The following is a 19,572-nucleotide window of genomic DNA, read 5'->3' as shown; positions in this document are numbered from 1 at the left end:
TATATAAAAAAAGCCTTTCGACTGAAAGGCTTTTTGTCATTCAAACCGTATTAAAGCGTTGCCAAAATATCTTTCAAAGTCTGACGCATATTTTTAGACTGGGTAATCGGGCGACCAATTACCAGATGTGTTGAGCCATCTAGCATTGCCTGTTTCGGTGTCACAATACGTTTCTGGTCATCTGCATTCGACCCTTCTGGACGAATGCCGGGTGTCACTAATGCAAAGTCTTTTCCAATCGTTTCACGTAACATTTTCGCTTCTTGAGCTGAGCAAACCACCCCATCTAGACCACTGTCTTTTGTCAGTTGTGCCAGACGTTTTACATGCTCATTTGGCTCAATATCCAGACCAATATCTTTCAAGTCTTCACGGCCCATTGACGTCAATACAGTCACTGCAATCAACTGAGTTTTATAATTACCCGCTTGCAAACGCTCTACACAGGTTTCCATCATCTTGCGGCCACCTGAGGCATGCACATTGACCATCCACACACCCAAATCTGCTGCCGCGCATACTGCCTGTGCTGTTGTATTTGGAATATCATGAAATTTCAGATCCAGAAATACATCAAAGCCTTTATCTTGAAGTGCTTTGACAATAATTGGACCTTCATGGGTAAATAACTCTTTACCAACTTTAAGTCGACACAAGGCAGGATCTAACTGTTCTGCAATGGCTAAGGCATCAAATTGGCTTTTGGCATCTAGTGCGACGATGATACTCAAGAGATTACCCCTTCATATAGGCAAAAAATAAGCCCATTATAATGGGCTTTGATTTTCATTGGTAATATCTAATACAGTTTTTTCATGCCGGGTATGGGCTGCTGCTTCAGCGGCCATTAACTTGGCTGTATTCAACTGTTCCTTACGTAGATGTTCAATGTCTTTACGCAGTCGTTTAATTTCCCAATTCGTCTGAAAAACCCGGAAGATCTGAACGCCCAATAACAGGCCCAAAACGACACCTAAAGATAACGTGAGGAGAAGTAATAATCCCAGGCGCATTGCGGGAACTTGAGTAAATAACAAGTCCACTGACAATTCAGTACCGTTTTGCAAAACTAAAGCTAATGAATAACCAAACAGTACCAATAAAAGAATGACCAGAACATAACGCATGAACACCCCGCAAAATATTTACAATTATTTTTGTGCAGACTCGTTCACAGCGTCACGAAGTGCCTTGCCTGGTTTAAAGTGCGGAACTGCTTTTGCAGCCACTTCTACTGATTTACCAGTTTTAGGGTTACGACCTACGCGCGGTTCACGGTGATGCAATGCAAAACTACCAAATCCACGAATCTCGATACGATTGTCAGTTGATAATGCTTCTATCATTTGATCAATCATAATTTTAACTGCTTCTTCCACTAAAGGCTCAGCCAAATGCGGATTTTTTAATGCAATACGCTCTATTAAGTCAGACTTATTAAGTGCTTCAGTAGTCATCTGCGACCTCTTTAATTATCAAGCTACTTGGGATCTATTTCCCGATAATAACCTGTTTAAATACAAAACGGTAGCGCAATAATTAAATACTACGCTACCGTTTACAGTATTTGTATAAAAAGTATTAGTTAAATTACATTAACAATACAATTCAAACGCTTACTTAGTTGCCCATTTGAGCTTTGATCAGGTCACCAATCGTCTTAGGACCATTGTCTTGACCAGCAGGAGCTGTTTTCAAGTTAGCAACTGCTTCTTTCTCTTCAGCTTCGTCTTTCGCTTTGATAGACAAGTTGATTGCGCGAGATTTACGATCTACGTTGATGATCTTCGCTTCAACTTCTTGACCAACTTCAAGGAACTTAGTTGCATCTTCAACGCGATCGCGGTTGATTTCAGATGCTTTCAAAGTCGCTTCAACTTCGTCAGCTAACTTAACAGTAGCGCCTTTAGCGTCAACTGCAGTTACAGTACCTTTAACCAAAGCACCGCGTTCGTTAGCAGCAAGGAAGTCATTGAACGGATCGTTGTTCATTTGCTTGATGCCAAGGCTGATACGGTTGCCTTCAGCGTCTACAGAAAGGATAACCGCTTCAACAGTGTCGCCTTTCTTGTAACGACGAATCGCTTCTTCGCCTTGTTCGTTCCAAGAAATATCAGACAAGTGAACTAGACCGTCGATACCGCCTGGTAAACCGATGAAGATACCGAAGTCAGTGATAGATTTGATCGTACCAGAAACTTTTTCGCCTTTATCGTGGTCTTTAGCAAACTCTTCCCATGGGTTAGCACGAGTTTGTTTGATACCAAGAGAAATACGACGACGTTCTTCATCAACTTCAAGAACCATAACATCAACTTCATCACCAATCTGAACAACTTTAGATGGGTGGATGTTTTTGTTCGTGTGATCCATTTCTGAAACGTGTACTAAACCTTCAACGCCTTCAGCGATTTCAGCGAAACAACCGTAGTCAGTCAGGTTAGTTACGCGCGCTTTAACGATTGAACCTTTAGGGTAACGGTTCATGATCGCTAACCATGGATCTTCGCCAAGCTGTTTAAGACCTAGAGAAACACGGTTACGTTCGCGGTCGAATTTAAGTACTTTAACAGTAACTTCTTGACCCACTTCAACAACTTCTGAAGGGTGCTTGATACGTTTCCAAGCCATGTCAGTGATGTGAAGAAGACCATCAATACCGCCAAGGTCAACGAATGCGCCGTAGTCAGTAAGATTTTTGATCGTACCAGTAACTGTTTGACCTTCTTCAAGCTGAGCAAGAAGAGCTTCACGGTCAGCTGAAGATTCAGCTTCCATAACAGCACGACGTGAAACAACAACGTTGTTACGTTTAGCGTCAAGTTTGATTACTTTGAATTCTAACTCTTTGCCTTCTAGGTGAGTAGTATCACGAATAGGACGAGTATCAACTAAAGAACCTGGAAGGAACGCACGTACTGGACCGATGTCAACAGTGAAACCACCTTTAACTTTACCAGAGATAACACCAGTAACGATTTCGCCGTCTTCAAAGATTTTTTCAAGTTTAGTCCAAGTTTCTGCGCGTTTAGCTTTTTCGCGAGAAAGAACTGTTTGACCCATACCGTTGTCAAGTGCTTCAACAACTACGTCTACAGTGTCGCCAACTTGAACTTCAAGTTCGCGCTGTTCATTTAAGAACTCAGCACGGTCAACAACGCCTTCAGATTTAAGGCCAGTGTCAACAGTTACCCAATCAGAGTCAATGCTTACTACAACGCCCTGGATAACTGCACCCTTTTCAACGTTGAGGTTTAATTCGCTTGCTTCAAAGAGGGCTGCAAAAGATTCGGTCATGATATTTCCGATAAAGTCAGCGGTCTTGGATCAGACAAGGCCGGTTTAATTAAGCATCTACATAGTCCATATAAAACTGATCAAGCTATGCGTTTGCTGATAAAATTGGGTTAATTTGCTAACTGCTGATCCACATAAGTGGTCATCAGCTGGAATACTTCATCGATATTCAAATCTGAACTATCAATAATGTAAGCATCATCCGCAGGCTTGAGTGGAGCGACAGCGCGTTCCGTATCTCGTTTATCGCGAGCGATGATATTAGCTAAAATGTCGCTTATTTTAACATCCAGTCCCATGCCCTGCAACTGCTTTACACGTCTTTGCGCGCGTGATTCAGCCGAGGCCGTCAAATATATTTTTGCCTGAGCATTCGGGAAGATACTTGTCGCCATATCACGTCCGTCTGCTACCAGACCAGGCGCCTGTGCAAAGGCATGCTGACGTGAAACCATCGCTGTTCTAAGCTCAGGAATTGCTGCAACTTTTGAAGCAAACTCTCCTACCCGTTCAGTTCGAATAGTTTGGGACACATCTTCACCATCCAGCCACACCTGCACCCCGGTGTCGGTACTGACAAACTGGATATCTAAATTTGTTGCGATTTGTACGCATTCTGGCAATTTCGTGTCTAGCGAATCCAGCAAATCATGGTGATGCAATGACAAACCCAAAAGGCGGTATAAAGCACCAGAATCCAATAAGTGAAACTGATAATGTGCAGCCAGTTTCGCTGCTAACGTGCCCTTGCCAGACCCACTTGGACCATCAATGGTAATAATTTGAACTGTCATTGCTTTCCCGTTGTTGTTTAAACAGATTTTGCGAGTTTTGTCAGGCCTAGTTTAATCGCTGCCTGTAACTGTGCAAGGATTAATTTACTCACAAAAGGCGCACGTGCCTGCAATTCAATCGTATAAGTTACTAACGTTTTGTCATCAGCCAGTGCTTCAAATTCAATAATGCCTAAATGATGCTTGATCAATGGATTTTTAATAATCTGATATTCGATGCGATTATTTGGCTCGAACAAGGTAATTTGTTCTTTCAGCGGCTTCACTGGCCCCATACCCATTGCACGTACTGAACCGAGTCCATCAGGATATTCAGCATCCGCAGAATCCTTGATTCGTTCGACCTGCATCGGTGCGAAGGCAATATTATAGGTGGCATGCTTGGACATCAAATTGAAGACATCATCAAGGGCTGCTGGGAATTCTTTTTTTACTTGGATGCTGTTCATTATTGTTCCTGAAGATTGCAGATATTTGAAAGTGGGAAAATTTTAGCGGATAAAGTAAATTTACTTCTGCGTATTTAATAACTTTTCTTGTAACTTGAATTGTCGTTTCTGCTCGCGACGCAACTTAAAAAATGCACTGAGCTGTTCAGAGCATTGCTGCTGCATGCAGCCTGCCTGGAAAGAAAATACGTGATTATAATAACCGGTTTCAAACAGTTGACGCGCACTCACCAGTGAACCTGCTTTCGCTTCAAATGCGCCAAATACTACCCGTGAAACCCGTGAATGCACCAGCGCACCAACACACATGGTGCACGGCTCTAAAGTCACATAAAGCACTGCATCATCAGGTAAACGATAATTCTGGATATTTTGACAGGCATCACGCAGCGCCACAATCTCGGCATGCGCGGTCGGATCATTTAAAGAAATCGGCGCATTAAAGCCCTGACCAATGATCTGATTCTGACTAACAATAATCGCACCCACCGGAATTTCGCCCTGTGCGGCAGCAAGTGCAGCCTGCGCATAGGCAAGCTGCATCCAGTATTCATCGCTCAATTGTGTTTCGGACATGTAAAACTTAAATCACACCATACTGTTTTAGCAAGGCATTCCAGCTTTCAATATTGGTCACCGGAGGGTTTGCAGACAAAATACCTTTTAAGCTCATATCTGCACCCTTTTTCCATGCAGGAGAAAGGTCTTTATCCACCAGACGTGCGCGCACACCTTCGACAAAGTCATGATGACGGATTTTCCAGTCTGAGATCTGAACTTCCAGTTCGAAAACTTCATTCCAGGAATGTATCTGCTTACCCCATTGCCACAATAGCCAGGTCAAGGCTGCAGTAGTTGGCGAACCTTTTTTCAGGTTTTCACTGGCCTGACGCAACCAGTCACTGCGTGCGTCACTCAGGCCAATAATCGACTCATAATCATGCTCAAAGTTGACACCACGGCAAACACTATGAATCACATCCAGAGAGTTTTGCAACGGTCCCGGGCCGACCGGACGGTGCATACTATTCAGGGTGTCATCAATGGCACGGAAGTCACCTGCAGGATAATGCTCCCAGTCAATATTAATGACTTTATCCAAAACTGAATCACGCTGTGCATCACAAATATGCGTTGCCCAGCCAATCCCGTAAGCGCCCGCAGCAGTCATGATTGAACCGGTCAAGCCGGTAAATAGACCAATCGCACCACGATCTGCCAAGAAGCGGGTTGCACCCACGTCTGGATACAAACCGATATTGATTTCAGGCATTGCCAAACGTGAATATGGCGTCACTAAACGGAAAGGCGCCGCCATAAACAAGCCCAAGCCACCACCCATCACATAACCTTCACCCCAGACTAAAACGGGTTTGGCATAATTATGCAGTAACAGATCGAGTGCATATTCTTGTTCAAAGAATTTATTGGCAGCCGCGACTTCATCATTAATCACTAACTGACGCAGCTTACGCACATCCCCACCCGCACAGAACGCTTTCGGTGTGGTTGAATCCAGCCAGATGGCTTTGACGCTATCATCATGATGAAAGTCCTGAAATACTTCCAGAAGTGCGGAAGCAATCGATTCATCGAGAGCATGCAAAGATTTCGGGCGATTTAAACGAACGATACGCCAACCATTGTGCGCTTCTTCAACAATCAAATCCGGATGATAATGTTTAGTAAGGGGAGAATATTTCATGCGTCCAGCTGCCAATCTATAGGCTCAATGCCATGTTGTTTGAGGTAGTTATTCGATTTTGAAAATACTTTACAACCAAAAAAACCACCACGGTTTGCTGCCAAAGGCGATGGATGTGCTGCCTTTAACACGAGATGCTTGTCTTGATTAATGCGCTGTCCTTTACGCTGTGCGTATGCGCCCCAAAGAATAAAGACAATATGTTCACGCTGTTCATTTAATACATCAATGACGTGATCGGTAAATTCTTCCCAACCGCGCTTTTGATGCGAAGTCGGCTGACCTGCTTCGACGGTCAGTACTGCATTTAACAGAAGCACACCCTGCTCTGCCCAATGCGTCAAGTCACCATGCTTCGGTCTTTCAACCCCAACATCTGCATGTAACTCATGAAAAATATTACGCAAAGATGGTGGTAATGCAACCCCCTTTTGCACGGAAAAGCTTAATCCATGCGCCTGATTTGGGCCATGATAAGGGTCTTGCCCTAAAATCACCACTTTTACCCGATCTAGCGGCGTGGTATTCAAAGCATTAAAAATCAGATGATTGGGAGGATAAATGATTTTATCTGCTTTTTTTTCTTCAACGAGAAATGCTTTTAATTCATCCATTTTTGGACTGAGCAAAAATTCACTCAATCCATATTTCCAGCTTTCATCCAACTGAACTTTATTCAGCTTGGCCAGTTGCTGTTCATTTAAAGACATTCTTCAATCCTAAATCTATGTCAATGGATTTAAAGTCACGCAGACTTTAAATCTGTACCTGTAAATCTACTGTAGGGTTATGAAATGGTGTGCCCTGTTTGAGCTTGGCAAACATGTCCGGATCTGTCCATTCAGCCTGCACTTGTTCAGAGAACTCAAGTTGCTCCAGACTAAGGATGCCCATTTGTTCATTTTGAATATCTTCTAAAAAGCTTTGTGCATAGCCGGTGTCGGTTTCATGCACAATCACAGAATAGACTTCGACATCGCCTTCACCATTTTGAGTCACGGTCGATGCCAGCACCTGCTGTGCCAGAAAGAAGAAAATACGTGAAAACTGTTCTGCTGATGGCGATACCGGCAAAGACACCCAGCGCGCACTGAAATTCTTGCAGGCCTGAATATATTCCGGATCGTCATTTTGCCAAAAGCAGATGGCATGATCGAAAGAATCAAAGAAATCCTTAATCACACCTTTAAGCAGACCAAAGTCATAGACCATTTGACCATGATCTAGCTTCGAGGCTTTTAGCAATAACTCGACTTTATAACTATGGCCATGGATCGAACGCTTACAGCGATCTGACGTGCAGTTACGCACAATATGAGCATTCTCAAACTTAAATAACTTACGAATTAACATATGCCGTAATGTCGTCAAAAAATAGGTGAATTAATTTTGATTATAAAGCAAAAGTAAAGCTTTGAGGATTAATTTTGCTGTTTAGCATGATAGGGAAAAGGCATCAGCCCGGCATTTGCGCTTATCCAGCCTGTACAATTCATGAGCTAAAATTAAAATGGCGCCATGCTACGATAGGCTACATAAACCTGTTTGTCCTGACGAACCAGATCACTGCTGAATTGGCGCTTACGCTCACTTAAAACCACTTCGATTCGGGCTTTAAAATAATTGGATTGAACCCCAAGCAGGCTGTTAAATAGATTACGCTTATCCGCATCAACCTGAGCGAAAGGCTCGAGTGACCACAAATCAGATACATTGGAAAAATACTCCAAATTGGCCTGACGCTGATCCAGCAATTGCTGCACCGCATTCACATCCAGCTTTTCATCTATACTCGCCAAAAGAAAAGCTGAAGCCGTATTAATATTGACCGGACTCTCCTGCACCGGTGCAGTACTCAGATAAGGTGCTATCAACTTATATTTATTCTCTTCAAAACCGCGTACCAGCTTTAATTCTTCCACGCTATGAAATTTTGCATTTGGTGGCAAAGCGGCATTCGGCAAACCTTGATAATAATTAGATTCAGCACCCATGCCTCCACTAACCAGCTCGTCTGCATCCTGCCAATCAATGACTGCTTCACTGAGCTGTACCGGCAAACCGGCACGTTTTAAAATCAGCTCGAACCATGCTTTGGCATTTTCATTGACAGCACCTTCGGCAGTGATCAGGCTATTTAAATTAAACTTGCCTGATTCATCCTGTATTATTCCGGAGACATAACCGTCATCTACCGGAAAAGCCGGCATGGGTTGCGCCCAGGTTTCCTGCAGATGGTCGACCTCTGCAGCATTTTCAGCATCATCGACCAGCAATTCAGAAAAAAAGGCCTCGGCACTTTTGGCATACATGAGAGACTGGTTTTGTCGCATTAAATAAGCAGTGCTTTCAGCAGTTGCAGCCTGACGCTGGGCAATCGTGGCAGCCAAAATAGTCGCTAGCGTTACCATCACCAGAATGGTAATCAGTGCAATGCCCTGCTGCTGCTTGATCATGATCGCTTTATTCATTTTCATTTCTTATTATTCTGAGCTGGGTTGACCGGTGTTCTGAGTATCAAGCAAAAAGTCCGTATTTAATAAACTGAACATCCATTCATAGCTAACGCCATTCACGGTTAAATTGATTTTAATCCCTTTAGGCAAACGCTGTTTATGCTCTAACAGATTCAGATTAGCAGAAGCATCTGGCCATTGCGTGAGCTCATTCGGATTGAGTACGACGATCTGGAATTGTTCTACTTCCGACAATAAAACACTGGATTCTGGCTGATCTTGACCTGTCTGATTCAGATTCCGGTATTTCAGGCGATAAAGCTTCTGCTCATCGGCTCGATACTGATATTCAATGCGCTCATCTGGGGAAATCCCTTCTTCTAAAGGATCAGTTACCCCGGTTTTACTGAAATTAAAGCGTCCGTTCTGCAGCACCAGAGCCGGCTGAATATCCCCATTGATATTGGCCGTTAAGGGTACTGCCTGTACGGTATCTCGAAGAATCTGCTGATAGGTTTGCTGTAGCTGACCTAAACGCTGCTCATGAATCACATTCTGATCTTTGGTTTTGACAATATAATCAAAAACTTTCCAACCTAAGGCAGACAGCACCGCAAAGATCGCAATTGCGACCATTAATTCAACTAGGGTAAATCCTTTAGGCTTCATGGGGTATTGTTCATGCGATGATTAAAGAACATCAGGCTGCTGATGCCAGATTCAACCTGACCACTGTCCTGATTAACCAGACTAATCTGCAATTCGATTCGCTGAACATTCGGACTGACCGTCAGTTCGCTGCGCTTGTCAATCTGCCAGGTTTCACCCTGCTGGGTCAGCTGTTTAGAAGCCGTCCCCTCCATCCATTCCTGATTGATTTCCATTTGCGCCACTTCATTTAAGGCAACAAACTGTGCTTTGGTACGTAGAATGGCATTCGAGGTCGACTGGGTATATTGCATCGCGACTTTGGTCAGGGTCATGGCTGCGGTCGCAAAAATTGCCAAGGCCACCATGACTTCCAACAAAGTAAAACCTGAGGCACGATTAAGTCGAGTAACACTCGACCTGAGCGACATTGTCGCGCAAGAAAGTCCGATAGCAGCGCAAGACGAAGTCCTATGCTTGCAGCACACATGATCAAATCCATGAACACTCGCCTTAAACAACTTGATTACACCAGACCCAGCGCTCTGCTTGAAATATCTAGATTTCATTGATTTTACCTAGATGATCAATCTCAATCGCAGCACCCACTTCACGGTCTTCTAAAAAGAACTGAATCCGCACCGGTTTGACTTCACCATTGCCGAGCCAGATCAATTGAGGTGAATTTGCCTGAGTCAGGTCACGGTTTTGTGCCCTGGCGTAACGCTGCTGTTCCAGTGCCTGAATCTGAAAGGAAATATGATCAGGCAAACTACGCAATTTAAAATCTGCATAATTTTGCCATTTCTCATTTTGCAGGTTCGGTTCAGTCTGCGCTGCCGAACGATATTCTATAATTCCATAGCGAAATGGCGTGACATCTGTCGCTGATTGAACGTCAAGCGCGAGTATTCTGGATTGGTCATTAGCCTCGCGTAGCACCCGTTGCAAGTCCACCAATAAAATTTCCCGTGCCTGCATCGCTTTGCGCTGATCGACACCACTGGTATTCAGCAGCACTAGTGAAGCCATAATTCCCATAATCACAATCACCACCATCAATTCGATTAAGGTAAAGCCACGAACTGCACTGTGAGGTGATCTGATCATAGGACAACCTTAGGCAAACTGCTCGGCTGAATGTACCTGCTTAGGCAAAGCCAGTGCCTGATCGATATAGGCTACACGCAATGTATCGCGCGAACCCAAATAACGCTGATAGAAACTGGAATTAAGAATTGCAGCTGCACCATGGGTCAACGACCAGATCGAAGCCAGATAATCGCGTACTGACATGCGGCTATTAATAGAAGCCAGATAAGTTTCTGTCATACGGATAATCAGGCGTAAACGCTGTTTGCGCACCTGATAAAGTTCGCTAAAAAGGTGCTGGATTCCAACCCCAGTCGTCGACAGGCGTTCTTCAATCTGATGAAACAGCACGGTTCGTTCCGGATGATGTAAATGATGCAGCATAAAGAAGGCCAGATGTTCAGGAAAGGCTTTATCGCTATCCTGAATCATTTCCAGCAACATGCGCTCATTACGGATAATCAGCAGCATGTACAGCTCATCTTTACTCTGAAAATGTTTATAAAGTGTCCCTTTGGCCAGATCAAGCTCGGCAGCCAGCGCATCTAGCGTCATTCCTGCTTCACCATTTTCCAACAGGAGCTGTTCTGCAACTTGAAAAATCAAGGTTTCTCTTGCTCGAAACTGAGCCTGACGATCCATCTTCACCCTATAAACTCTCTTTGTACTTTATATAACTTTATTTACTTTAAATTCAGAAGATTTTCAAAGTTCTGCTTTGTGATAAAAGCCATTTCTTCTAGCGACTTATCATATACATCGCAAAGCGCTTTGGCTACATAAGGAACGTATTTAGGCTCATTAGATTTGCCACGATACGGCATTGGCGCAAGATAAGGACTATCGGTTTCAATCAGCACACGATCCAGCGGAACCTGTTTGGCGACATCACGCAGATCCTGCGCATTTTTAAAGGAAACAATGCCGGAAAATGAAACATAATAGCCGCAGTCCAGTACCGCTTTGGCGGTTTCCCAGTCTTCGGTAAAACAATGCAAAATCCCGTGAGTCGATTTTTCCGCGCGGATAATATCAACGGTATCATGCTTGGCGGAACGGGTATGAACAACTACAGGTTTTTTGGTGATTTGTGACGCATGAATATGCCGGGCGAAACAGGCCTTTTGCTCTGCAATAAAATCGGTACTGTGATAATAATCAAGACCGGTTTCACCGAGCGCCCAGACTTTCTCCGGTTGCGCCAGTTCGACCAGATATTCAGTCGTGGCACGCGCCATGGTTGCAGCATCTTCGCAAGGATGTACGCCAACGGTATATCCGACATCTGCATGACGCGCGGCAATTTTGGCCAGCTCGATATGATCATCCAGATCGACCGAGATACTCATGAATTTGGAAACACCGGCTTCACGAGCCTGAGCCAATGCCTGATCCAGATCACCATTATATGGTGTCAAATCAAGCAGGGTTAAATGACAATGAGTATCTACAAACACGATGCGTTCCTACCAAGGGTAAATTAACTACATAGTGTAACTTTTACGTCCTTCAGATTTAAGACCTGCAACCAGACGATCTGCTTCATTTTTAAAATAAACGCCTTTTTCACCGCTTAACTGGATGCCAAAGCCTTGTGGCTTGATGCCATTCTGCTTTTGCGAGACCCAGATGACTTTACCGGTTAAAGGAATTTTCTGGGTCTGGTCAGGCAAAGTCGTCAATACAAAAACCTCTTCGCCCAGTTTGACCGGCTGCCTGGAAGGAATAAAAAGCCCACCACCCACAACATAAGGCATATAGCTGGCAAACAGTGTTTCGATGTCAGGAATATTGGCCTGAATAATACCGCCCATACGTGGTTGCATGTGATTTCCCCTTAATTAAAGATTCATCAGTTTGATAAACAATTCATCAATAACCAGATTGCTTTGGACATTCTGTTCAAGGAATTGTTTAGCGCGCTGAAAATCTTCATAAATTTTAAAAAGTGCTTCTAATGAATATTGTTCGGCAAGTACATTGAATTCAAGGTCAATGTTTTTCACCGTCTGATTTAGCTTGACACAAATTAAATCGGACAACAAGTATTCAAACATTTGAGCAAAGTCACCAAAATTCAGGTTTTTATTCCATTTGGTCGCAATTGCCATCGGCATATTTTTTTGCATGACCAGTTTTTGCCAGTCTTGCAGGAATTCCTGACGTAGTGGCAGCCAGGCACTTTGTGCAACCTCTAGTGCCTGTAACGGCATCTGATTGGACAGGTTCATCAATAACTGTTGTTGGCTAGCACCTGCATCTGGGAGCTGATTCTGGACATAATCGCTAAATTGTTCTGCGGAAATCCGGTCCAAAGCAAAATGCTGCAAACGACTGCGTATAGTCGCGGGCAATTTTAAATAATGATTCGCCAGTAAAATAATGACCGTATTATCACCGGGTTCTTCCAGTGTTTTGAGTAAGGCATTGGCAGAGGCAATATTCAAGGCTTCTGCCGGCTCAATCACAATCACGCGCCAGCCATCTACAGTCTGTTGCACAAAAGGCAGCAGATCGCGAATCTTCTCAATCTTGATTTTGGCATTCTGTTTTTTATTGTCGTCATCGGTACTGATATGCACATAGTTGGGATGGGTGTCTGCCTTTAACCATTGACAGCTACTGCATTCACCACATGGCCCGGCAGGCTGACGATTCAGGCATAACACCCAAGCCAGAAACTGTTGGGTAAACGCTTCTTTACCACAGCCTTTTTTTCCATAAAACAATAAACCATGTCCAAGCTTGGGAAAGCGCCCGGTCAGGGTTTCCCAAACCTGTTGCTGCCATGGATAGATATGTGCATTGACATCAAAAGGCATGTATTTGACTCTTCTTAGGCAAAATGGGAAAGATCCATCTGATTCAGGCGATCCAGATCTTCCTGAGTATCTACCCCTGGCGGCAAATTGGCTTCAGCCACCGCAATGGCAATACGGTGTCCATTTTCCAGTACCCGTAACTGTTCTAGAGATTCCAGTTTCTCCAGCACACCCATTTCCCAGGTCACATATTCTTGCAACAGTTTTACCCGATAGGCATATAGACCTAAATGACGATAGGCCTGATCATGCAGCTTCGGTTCAGCGAGTTTCGCGCCATCACGGTCATAAGGAATGGTAGCACGGCTAAAATACAGTGCCTGCTGCTGTTTTGACATTACGACTTTTACAATGCTGTCGCGTTTGAATTCATCCAGTTGATGGATCGGCTCACATAGCGTCGACATGGAAGATTCAGGCTGATCTTCCAAGAGTTGAGCAACCTGTTTTACCAGTTGCGCCGGCAGTAAAGGTTCATCCCCCTGTACATTGACAATGATGTCATCACTGGCCCAGCCTTTAGTTCGAGCCACTTCACTCAAGCGGTCTGTGCCTGAAGGATGATCCGCTGAGGTAATCACCACATCAATGCCTTCAGCACGGCAAACGGCTGCAATACGCTCATCATCAGTTGCCACACACAGATCGTCAAAACCTTGCACTTTTTTGGCTTGGTCCACTACCCGCAGAATCATGGGACGACCATGAATTTCCAGCAAAGGTTTACCCGGTAAACGTGAACTGGCGAAACGTGCAGGAATAACAATGTGTTTCATAATGAATGAGCCTTAAGAAATTTGAATACCGTATTGTTGTAACTGTTGCTGCAAGACTGTATAGCAGGCTGGCGATAGGACTGCATCGACTGGCACCACCCAGATATCCTGTTTAAAATCTGGATATTGTTTAAGTAGCGCCATAATTTTTATTGCGTCTTTTTCAGTGGTAATAATCGGATTGTTATCATCGAACTGTAAATCTTCAATGTCATAGTCATGATGGTCTGGAAACTCATGACACTGAAATTGTTCTATGCCTAAATTTTGCAAGGTCTGATAAAACCGCTGTGGAAAGCCAATGCCGACTACCGCATAAAAAGCCGCTTGAGGATCAAAGATTTTATTGTTGTCCTGATTAAGCAAATAAGGCTGTGATGCAGCCAGATGCATATGCAGTTCAGAGCTTGGGTTAGCCGAATGCTCAATTACGGTTCCCGTTTTCAAACGGGTCACTGGTTCACGTAGATAACCTTCTGGAAGCAGTTTCTGATTACCCAGACCGCGATTATTATCCAGCACAATCCACTCAATCTGGCGATTCAAGGCCCAATGCTGCAGGCCATCATCACAGATAATCAGATCCAGTTCATGTTTGTGCAGCAATAACTCGATACTTTTCTGCCGGTTGGGACCAACTGCCATCGGCACGCCTGTTGCCTGTACAATCAAGGCAGGCTCATCTCCGACAATCTCCGGCAAGGTATTAAAGTCGACATAGGCAGGAAATGGACCTTGGCCGCCATAGCCTCGACTGATCACGCCTACCCGAACATTTTTCTCGGTTAAATAATCCACCAGATGAATCAACAAAGGTGTTTTACCGCTACCACCGACTGTGATGTTACCAATTACCATAACGGGAATTGGTGCACTATAACTTTTTTTAATGCCTTTTTGATAAAGCCAGTGATTGCTGACAAAACCCAGGCGATACAACCATGACAAAGGACGCAGCACCACCAGCCACTTTGCCTGTGCATTCCAAGCATCCTGAATGATTTGTGCCAGTGCCATAAGTTACTGTTCCTCAAAGTTACGCTGATGCAACTGATAATAAGCACCATGTAGCGCAATCAGTTCGGCATGACTGCCCTGCTCAACAATACGGCCCTGATCCATGACTACAATACGATCCGCATTTTCAATTGTCGATAGACGATGTGCAATCACGATGGTGGTACGGTCCTGCATGGCTTTATCAAAGGCACGCTGAATAAAGTATTCCGACTCGTTATCCAGCGCACTGGTCGCTTCATCCAGAATCAGAATAGAGGCATTTTTCAAAATTGCTCGCGCGATGGCGATGCGCTGACGCTGGCCACCAGACAGGTTTAAACCCTGAGCGCCCAGCTGAGTATTATAACCTTGCGGTAGTGCCATAATAAAATCATGCGCATAGGCTGCCTTTGCTGCCGCGATAATATCTTCATCGGAAGCACCTTCGAGCTGACCATAAGCAATATTTTCCCGCACGGTACGATTAAACAATACTACTTGCTGGTTCACCATAGCAATCTGGGTTCGCAAGGCGGTAATTTCAAAATCTTCAATCGGTTTCTGATCCAGCAAGATCTGCCCAGAAGTTGCATCCTGATAACGCACCAGCAGATTCACCAGAGAACTTTTTCCTGCACCAGAACGTCCTACCAGCGCTACTGTTTCACCGGCCTTGACCTGCAAATTAAAGTCATGAATAGCATGATGACCATCATCATAAATCAGGTTGACATCTTTAAATTCAATGTCGCCTTGTAAGCTATCAGTCAACGTCCCGGTATTTTTTTCCTCAGGCATATCCAGCAATTCAAATACTGAATGTGCTGCGGCCATACCGCGTTGAATTTTTTCATTGATATCCGTCAAGGCTTTGATCGGTCTTGCCAGCATACCCGCCGCAGTAATATAAGCGACAAATTCACCCGCAGAGGTATCACCCAGAATTTGCGGACGCAAGGCAATAAACATCACAATACTCAGTGAAATCGACATGATCAGCTGAACCACAGGACTATTCAACTGTTGTACAGCGACCATTTTCAAGCCACGACGCAAGTTTTCCAGCGAGTTCTGTTTAAAGCGTTCCTGCTCATAACTTTGCCCTCCAAAACCCTTGACGATCAGGTTGGCATTCACCGTTTCCTGCACCACATGGTTTACATCACCCATGGTGTCTTGCACTTGCTGCGATAATTTACGCATCCGTCTTGCAGCTTTACTGATAATAAAGCCAATGACGGGTGCAAAAATCAGGATACACATGGTCAGACGCCAGTTGGTATACAACAGGTAGCCTAATAATGCCAGAGTGATCAAACCTTGTTGCAACAAGGTTCTTAAAGCTTCAGTTGAAGCAGCGGTTAGCTGTTCAACGTTATACATGATTTTGGCAGTAATATGCCCGCTGGTATTATCCAGATAATACTGGGACGGTAAACGCAGCAATTTTGCAAAAACTTCCTGACGGATGTTGAATACCAGATTCCGGGAAATTACCGCAGTAAAATATCCACCCATGAACAAACCCAGGCCCCGGAAGAACATGAGTATGACCACTAAAAACGGGAAAAGTGATGTGAAACTCTGGTCTTTATTTTGAATCGCCTCAATAATATATTCCAGTAATTTAGCGACAGAGACTTCCGTAGCGGCATTAATAGAAAAACCCAACAGGACAAGCAATGCAATGCCCCAAAACGGTTTTAAATAACTTAAAAGGCGAAGATAGACCTTAAAATCGTGCTTCACTAATAACCTCGGGTGGGTACTTTGGTACTGATATTAATATTTACAAATCCGAGCTGACCGGCCACGTCCATGACACGAATCACGTCCTGATGGCTGGCTTTTGCGTCAGCTGCAATGACAAACATTAAATCACGGCGTTCATTAGAAATCTGTTTAATTGCAGTATTTAAATCCGCGACTTCCTTACTGGCCAAGGATTGACCATTGACTGCGTAATGACCATTGGCATCCACAATCACTTCGACTTTTTGATCATAGCTTTTAGGCGGTACACCCTGCGCATCAGGCAAGGTCAGATTCATTCGGCTCATTTGGCTAAAAGTCGTCGATAACAGCAAAAAGACCAGAATAAACAGCAGACAATCAATCATCGGTGTCAGATTAATATGTACATCTTCCACCTGGTTGCGTTTGAATTTCATCATCCGCCTCCTAGCTGGCTTTTTGCATGTCTTGGTCTATGTCTGCATGATTGCGATAAAAAAGATCCGCATGAAACAAAGTCGCTTGCTGTTCAAGTTCAGCCACATATTCCTGAACCAGACGCTGAAAATAACGGTGCGCAAACAGTGCAGGAATTGCAATCAACATACCGGCTGCCGTGGTAATTAAAGCCTTGGAAATACCCGGCATCATCAATACCGGATCACTCCCGGTACCTACATCGATCATCAGGAAAGATTCAATAATCCCAAGTACAGTTCCCAATAAACCGAGTAAAGGCGCAACTGCACTCAAAGTTCCCAGAAAATTAATGTTTTTTTCCAGATAACCAATTTCCTGTGATGCCACCACTTCCATCTGTGCGCGAGCATACTGCTCACCTTGCTGCTTGCTGGCATAGCCTGCAGTAAATACCCGGCCCAAAGTGCTTTGCTTTAAGGCCGCACTTTGATTCATTTTTTGCATGACTTGTGCTGTATTTTGCGAAGGCCCCATCAACAGTGTCAACGGAAGTACTGCATTCTTTTTCAGGCGAATCAGACGCTCGATCGAAATCGCCAGCATAAAGATAGAACACAAGACCAGGGGCAGCATAAGCCAGCCACCTGCTTTAACCAATTCCCACATCTAATTTATTCCCCAATAAAAAAATATATAAATTATTCATCTTCTAAAATAGAAAGAATGCCATCCAGCTCTTCTAAAGAGTGATAGCTAATAACCAGTTTCCCTTTACCTTGCTTGTTATAGTCAATTTTAACATCTGCACTGAAACGCTCTGAAAGGCGCTGAGTCAATTGCTGAATATCCGGTGCTACAGCTTCTTTTACTTTTTCTTGTTTAGGTGTATTGAAATCACGGACTAACTGCTCGGTTTGACGCACAGACAGACTTTTTTCAATTACGATATCTGCAACTTTGAGCTGATCTTTAGCTTTTAAGGTTAAGATCGCACGTGCATGCCCCATATCCAGCAAACCTTGTTGCATAAAGTCTTTCACTTCTTCAGCCAAGCTGAGCAAACGAAGCAGGTTACTCACTGTCGTACGCGCTTTACCAACGGTATCTGCAATCTCCTGATGGCTTAAACCAAATTCTTCATGGAAACGCTGTAAGGCCAGTGCCTGATCAATCGGATTCAGATCTTGACGCTGAATGTTTTCAATCAGCGCCAGTGCAATGGCAACCTGATCATTCAGATCCCGTACAATCGCAGGAATTTCGGTTAAACCCGCTAACTGTGCCGCACGCCAGCGACGCTCACCTGCAATAATTTCATACGGATAGCGCTCATCGTCAACCGGTCGGATCACGATTGGCTGCATGATGCCATGCTTTTCAATCGATGCCGCCAGTTCTTGCAAATCCTGCTCGTTAATATAACGGCGTGGCTGGTATTCACCGCGCTTGAGCAAGTTTACATCGATCTGTTTTAGCTGACCATGATCAATGCCTTGGGCTTCCATCTGTAATTTTTCTTTTTGAATTGATCCCAGCAAGGCATCCAAGCCACGACCTTTGGCGAGTCCACGTTTCTTGACGGTCATGCTTTACTTCCTTTTTTCACTTTGCTTTTCTTTAATACTTCAGCTGCCAGATTTAAGTAAGCAACCGCACCCTTTGAACTTTTTTCAAAATAAATCACTGGCAAACCGTGCGCCGGCGCTTCAGCCAGACGGATATTTCGTGGAATCACGGTTTCATACAGTTTTTTACCAAAATATTGTTCTAATTCTTCAGATACGTCACGGGTCAAGGCATTGCGTGCATCGTACATGGTGCGTAATACACCAACTATTTGCAGATCTGGATTCAAGGCCTGTTGAATTCGGTCGATGGTTTGGGTTAAATCAGCCAGACCTTCCAGTGCATAGTATTCACATTGCATTGGAATCAGCACACCATCCACGGCTGCCAAAGCATTGACAGTAATCAGGCTTAAACTTGGTGCACAGTCGACAATGATATAGTCGAACGAACCTTCAATTTCCTGCAATGCATCACGCAAAATGAACTCGCGCCCTTCCTGCTCTGCAATCGCAAGCTCAACCCCAGCCAGATCACGGTTTGCCCCAAGAACCTTGTAGCCGACTTCTGCTTTAGAGATCGCCGTTTCAATCGGTACTTCACCCAGCAGTACATCGGTAACCGAATAAAGCAGGTCATTCTTCTGAATGCCAGACCCCATGGTCGCATTGCCTTGCGAATCCATATCGACCAGCAAAACACGTTTTTTTAACACAGCTAAAGATGCCGCCAAATTTACTGCGGTTGTGGTTTTACCGACACCACCTTTTTGGTTTGCAATCGCAATAATTTGTGCCATGTTGCCCCCAATCCC

The 19,572-nt window shown here is 44.2% G+C and carries 25 protein-coding genes; all 25 read right to left on the bottom strand.

Annotated elements, in window-relative coordinates; genetic code table 11:
* Window positions 1-50 precede the first annotated feature (50 nt).
* The 25 genes from pyrF to NI462_RS01140 all read right to left on the bottom strand — a co-directional run bounded on the left by pyrF (window position 51) and on the right by NI462_RS01140 (window position 19,557).
* On the bottom strand, window positions 51-731 hold the full coding sequence (gene pyrF, locus NI462_RS01260; RefSeq protein ID WP_004645455.1) for an orotidine-5'-phosphate decarboxylase: 681 nt from the start codon (window positions 729-731) through the stop codon (window positions 51-53).
* 36 nt (window positions 732-767) lie between these two features.
* On the bottom strand, window positions 768-1,127 hold the full coding sequence (locus NI462_RS01255; protein ID WP_004278852.1) for a lipopolysaccharide assembly protein LapA domain-containing protein: 360 nt from the start codon (window positions 1,125-1,127) through the stop codon (window positions 768-770).
* Between the two features lie 24 nt (window positions 1,128-1,151).
* Window positions 1,152-1,457 (bottom strand): integration host factor subunit beta, encoded by a 306-nt coding sequence (locus tag NI462_RS01250; protein WP_004278853.1) that lies wholly within the window; start codon window positions 1,455-1,457, stop codon window positions 1,152-1,154.
* Window positions 1,458-1,620: 163 nt separating this feature from the next.
* Complete coding sequence (rpsA, locus tag NI462_RS01245; protein WP_004278854.1) at window positions 1,621-3,297, bottom strand: 30S ribosomal protein S1; 1,677 nt, start codon at window positions 3,295-3,297, stop codon at window positions 1,621-1,623.
* A 110-nt stretch (window positions 3,298-3,407) separates the two neighbouring features.
* Window positions 3,408-4,091 carry a (d)CMP kinase gene (gene cmk, locus NI462_RS01240; protein WP_004278855.1) on the bottom strand — a complete coding sequence of 228 codons (684 nt, stop codon included), beginning with the start codon at window positions 4,089-4,091 and terminating at the stop codon, window positions 3,408-3,410.
* A 17-nt stretch (window positions 4,092-4,108) separates the two neighbouring features.
* Window positions 4,109-4,540: an SRPBCC family protein gene (locus tag NI462_RS01235; protein WP_005247314.1), complete on the bottom strand. Its 432-nt coding sequence runs from the start codon at window positions 4,538-4,540 to the stop codon at window positions 4,109-4,111.
* A 60-nt stretch (window positions 4,541-4,600) separates the two neighbouring features.
* Window positions 4,601-5,116 (bottom strand): tRNA adenosine(34) deaminase TadA, encoded by a 516-nt coding sequence (gene tadA / locus NI462_RS01230; RefSeq protein ID WP_114541085.1) that lies wholly within the window; start codon window positions 5,114-5,116, stop codon window positions 4,601-4,603.
* 7 nt (window positions 5,117-5,123) lie between these two features.
* Complete coding sequence (locus NI462_RS01225; RefSeq protein WP_213687406.1) at window positions 5,124-6,245, bottom strand: enoyl-CoA hydratase/isomerase family protein; 1,122 nt, start codon at window positions 6,243-6,245, stop codon at window positions 5,124-5,126.
* Window positions 6,242-6,955 carry a uracil-DNA glycosylase gene (gene ung / locus NI462_RS01220; protein WP_005247316.1) on the bottom strand — a complete coding sequence of 238 codons (714 nt, stop codon included), beginning with the start codon at window positions 6,953-6,955 and terminating at the stop codon, window positions 6,242-6,244. The genes NI462_RS01225 and ung overlap by 4 nt, the downstream gene beginning before the upstream one ends.
* 46 nt (window positions 6,956-7,001) lie before the next feature.
* Window positions 7,002-7,598, bottom strand: a complete 597-nt coding sequence (locus NI462_RS01215; RefSeq protein WP_004278864.1) for a 6-pyruvoyl trahydropterin synthase family protein — start codon at window positions 7,596-7,598, stop codon at window positions 7,002-7,004.
* Between the two features lie 152 nt (window positions 7,599-7,750).
* Window positions 7,751-8,722, bottom strand: a complete 972-nt coding sequence (gspK, locus tag NI462_RS01210; protein WP_253158778.1) for a type II secretion system minor pseudopilin GspK — start codon at window positions 8,720-8,722, stop codon at window positions 7,751-7,753.
* A 6-nt stretch (window positions 8,723-8,728) separates the two neighbouring features.
* Entirely contained in the window at window positions 8,729-9,370 is a 642-nt protein-coding gene (gene gspJ / locus NI462_RS01205; RefSeq protein ID WP_253158776.1) for a type II secretion system minor pseudopilin GspJ, read from the bottom strand.
* A complete protein-coding gene (gene gspI / locus NI462_RS01200; protein WP_253158774.1) occupies window positions 9,367-9,918 on the bottom strand; it encodes a type II secretion system minor pseudopilin GspI in 552 nt (183 codons plus the stop codon). Before gspI ends, gspJ begins: the two co-directional genes overlap by 4 nt.
* On the bottom strand, window positions 9,908-10,459 hold the full coding sequence (locus NI462_RS01195; protein ID WP_005106567.1) for a type II secretion system protein: 552 nt from the start codon (window positions 10,457-10,459) through the stop codon (window positions 9,908-9,910). Before NI462_RS01195 ends, gspI begins: the two co-directional genes overlap by 11 nt.
* A gap of 9 nt (window positions 10,460-10,468) precedes the next feature.
* The gene (locus NI462_RS01190; protein WP_005252237.1) at window positions 10,469-11,083 is read right to left on the bottom strand and encodes a TetR/AcrR family transcriptional regulator; all 615 of its coding nucleotides are present in this window, start codon (window positions 11,081-11,083) and stop codon (window positions 10,469-10,471) included.
* 41 nt (window positions 11,084-11,124) lie between these two features.
* Window positions 11,125-11,898 carry a TatD family hydrolase gene (locus NI462_RS01185; protein ID WP_253158772.1) on the bottom strand — a complete coding sequence of 258 codons (774 nt, stop codon included), beginning with the start codon at window positions 11,896-11,898 and terminating at the stop codon, window positions 11,125-11,127.
* 27 nt (window positions 11,899-11,925) lie between these two features.
* Entirely contained in the window at window positions 11,926-12,267 is a 342-nt protein-coding gene (locus tag NI462_RS01180) for a PilZ domain-containing protein (RefSeq protein WP_253158770.1), read from the bottom strand.
* Window positions 12,268-12,282: 15 nt separating this feature from the next.
* Window positions 12,283-13,263: a DNA polymerase III delta subunit-related protein gene (locus NI462_RS01175; protein ID WP_005106565.1), complete on the bottom strand. Its 981-nt coding sequence runs from the start codon at window positions 13,261-13,263 to the stop codon at window positions 12,283-12,285.
* Window positions 13,264-13,277: 14 nt separating this feature from the next.
* Window positions 13,278-14,039, bottom strand: coding sequence for a 3-deoxy-manno-octulosonate cytidylyltransferase (kdsB, locus tag NI462_RS01170; RefSeq protein ID WP_005106564.1), 762 nt, complete (start codon window positions 14,037-14,039; stop codon window positions 13,278-13,280).
* A gap of 12 nt (window positions 14,040-14,051) precedes the next feature.
* Window positions 14,052-15,056 (bottom strand): tetraacyldisaccharide 4'-kinase, encoded by a 1,005-nt coding sequence (lpxK, locus tag NI462_RS01165; RefSeq protein ID WP_004645471.1) that lies wholly within the window; start codon window positions 15,054-15,056, stop codon window positions 14,052-14,054.
* A gap of 3 nt (window positions 15,057-15,059) precedes the next feature.
* Window positions 15,060-16,787, bottom strand: a complete 1,728-nt coding sequence (msbA, locus tag NI462_RS01160) for a lipid A export permease/ATP-binding protein MsbA (protein WP_253158768.1) — start codon at window positions 16,785-16,787, stop codon at window positions 15,060-15,062.
* Entirely contained in the window at window positions 16,787-17,209 is a 423-nt protein-coding gene (locus tag NI462_RS01155) for an ExbD/TolR family protein (protein ID WP_004278885.1), read from the bottom strand. The genes msbA and NI462_RS01155 overlap by 1 nt, the downstream gene beginning before the upstream one ends.
* Window positions 17,210-17,219: 10 nt before the next feature.
* Window positions 17,220-17,858, bottom strand: coding sequence for a MotA/TolQ/ExbB proton channel family protein (locus NI462_RS01150; RefSeq protein WP_004645474.1), 639 nt, complete (start codon window positions 17,856-17,858; stop codon window positions 17,220-17,222).
* Window positions 17,859-17,890: 32 nt separating this feature from the next.
* Complete coding sequence (locus NI462_RS01145; protein ID WP_004645475.1) at window positions 17,891-18,778, bottom strand: ParB/RepB/Spo0J family partition protein; 888 nt, start codon at window positions 18,776-18,778, stop codon at window positions 17,891-17,893.
* Window positions 18,775-19,557: a ParA family protein gene (locus NI462_RS01140; protein ID WP_004645476.1), complete on the bottom strand. Its 783-nt coding sequence runs from the start codon at window positions 19,555-19,557 to the stop codon at window positions 18,775-18,777. The genes NI462_RS01145 and NI462_RS01140 overlap by 4 nt, the downstream gene beginning before the upstream one ends.
* Window positions 19,558-19,572: the final 15 nt, after the last annotated feature.

The sequence above is a fragment of the Acinetobacter lwoffii genome (assembly GCF_024129715.1).
GTDB lineage: Bacteria > Pseudomonadota > Gammaproteobacteria > Pseudomonadales > Moraxellaceae > Acinetobacter > Acinetobacter lwoffii_U.
Note: the sequence above shows the minus strand (reverse complement) of the source record. Positions and strands in the feature narration are given on the sequence as shown.